This window comes from Streptomyces sp. NPDC058964, assembly GCF_042741275.1.
In the GTDB taxonomy this organism is placed as follows: Bacteria; Actinomycetota; Actinomycetes; order Streptomycetales; family Streptomycetaceae; genus Streptomyces.
In genome coordinates, this window is record NZ_JBHYKH010000220.1 from 1 (window position 1) to 1,336 (window position 1,336).

1 protein-coding gene is annotated in these 1,336 nt (G+C 71.6%); it reads left to right on the forward strand.

The window, feature by feature from the left end; all coding sequences use genetic code 11:
* The first annotated feature begins 226 nt into the window (after window positions 1–226).
* Window positions 227–1,318, forward strand: coding sequence for a ribosome small subunit-dependent GTPase A (gene rsgA, locus ACFW2E_RS25110; RefSeq protein ID WP_384469329.1), 1,092 nt, complete (start codon window positions 227–229; stop codon window positions 1,316–1,318).
* The last annotated feature ends 18 nt before the right edge of the window (window positions 1,319–1,336 follow it).

The following is a 1,336-nucleotide window of genomic DNA, read 5'->3' on the forward strand; positions in this document are numbered from 1 at the left end:
GTTCGGCGGTCCTCTATGGTGAGTGCGCATCGATCGGCGGCCGGACGGCCGCCGTCGCCGGAGCGAGTGAGGACTGGGAGGTGTCGACCGATGGCTGTCACTGAGATGGGCGCTGCCCGCATCCAGGAGTTCATCAAGTCCACCTCCGTGGCCACCGGCTGACGACCTCACACTTCAGCGCGCACCACCGCGCACCTGCCGGGGCCACCCTTGTGAAGGGTCACCCTTGACTTCCAGCACCGTTTTCTCCGCCCTCGCTCCCTACGGCTGGGACGAGGCATGGGCGGACCAGTTCGCCCCGTACGACTCCGAAGGGCTGCTGCCCGGGCGGGTCGTCCGCGTCGACCGCGGACAGTGCGACGTCGTCACCGCCGACGGCGTCGTCCGGGCGGACACCGCCTTCGTCACCCCGCACGACCCGCGGCGGGTCGTGTGCACCGGCGACTGGGTCGCCGTCGAACCCGGCGGCCACCCGCGCTACGTACGGACGTGTCTGCCGCGCCGTACCGCCTTCGTCCGTTCCACCTCCTCCAAGCGGTCCGAGGGGCAGATCCTCGCCGCCAACGTCGACCACGCGATCGTCGCCGTGTCGCTCGCCACCGAGCTGGACCTCGGCCGCGTCGAACGGTTCCTGGCACTGGCCTGGGAGTCGGGGGCGCAGCCCCTGGTCGTGCTCACCAAGGCGGACCTCGTGCCCGACCCGGTGGCCCTGTCGTACCTCGTCCAGGACGTGGAGACGGCCGCGCCCGGGGTGCCCGTCCTGACCGTCAGCGCGCTGCACGGGGAGGGGCTCGACGTCCTCGTCGCGCTCGTGTCCGGGGGCACGTCCGTGCTTCTCGGACAGTCCGGTGCGGGCAAGTCGACGCTCGCGAACGCGCTGGTCGGGGAGGACGTGATGGACGTCCAGGCCACGCGGGACATGGACGGCAAGGGGCGGCACACCACCACCACACGCAATCTGCTCGCCCTGCCGGGCGGGGGCGTACTGATCGACACCCCCGGGCTGCGGGGCGTCGGGCTCTGGGACGCCGGGAGCGGGGTCGGGCAGGTCTTCTCCGAGATCGAGGAACTGGCTCAGCGGTGCCGGTTCCACGACTGCGCCCACGACTCCGAGCCCGGGTGCGCCGTTCTGGCCGCCGTCGACTCCGGGGAGCTGCCGGTCCGGCGGCTGGAGAGCTACCGGAAGCTCACGCGGGAGAACCAGTGGATCGTCGCCAAGACCGATGCGCGGCTCCGTGCGGAGCTTCGGCGGGACTGGAAGCGGAAGGGGGCCGAGGGGAAGGCGGCGATGGAGTTCAAGCGGGGGCGTTGGAGTTAGGCGCGCTGTGTCGATCCC